1 protein-coding gene is annotated in these 546 nt (G+C 50.4%); it reads left to right on the forward strand.

Translation table 11 applies throughout. From position 1 onward, the window contains the following. Positions 1-546, forward strand: a 546-nt coding sequence (locus HMPREF1627_RS10670; RefSeq protein WP_267958462.1) for an SGNH hydrolase domain-containing protein, incomplete at both ends; no start/stop codon positions are given.

Raw genomic sequence — 546 nt, forward strand, 5'->3', positions numbered from 1 at the left:
GAGAGCTGCGTTCCTGGGTACAGTTCCACCCGCACTTTTCCAACCACTTGCGAGTTTGGCGCCGAAAACGCACAGAAGACTGTTGTGCTAACGGGCGGCTCCCACGTTGGACAATGGTGGCCTGCGTTTGCGGAAATGGCAGCGCAATATAAGTGGAGACTCATTCTTTTGGAACGAAGCGGGTGTCAACTAGGCCTGGATCAAGATGTTTACGAACCCGAACTGGAAGTTAGTCCGCACTGTATAGAGTGGAACAAGCAAGCCGTCGATATGATTCGTAACGAAATCAAGCCAGATCTGGTTGTTACCCTCGGCACTTCCTTGCAGTCTGGTACGCCTGAACAAGTACGTGAAAGTCAAGCGGCTGCATGGCAAGAACTCGGAGAAACTCCTCTACTTCTCTTGCGAGACAATCCGATTTTTACCTTTAATCCATCAGAGTGCCTACAGCAAAAGGCAGATTTAGAAAATCCACGAACCTACAGTATATGCGCGCCGCGCAGGGACGAGTACCAGTACTCAGCTAAATTCGACCATAAGCATCCG

The sequence above is a fragment of the Actinomyces sp. S6-Spd3 genome (assembly GCF_000758755.1).
GTDB lineage: Bacteria > Actinomycetota > Actinomycetes > Actinomycetales > Actinomycetaceae > Pauljensenia.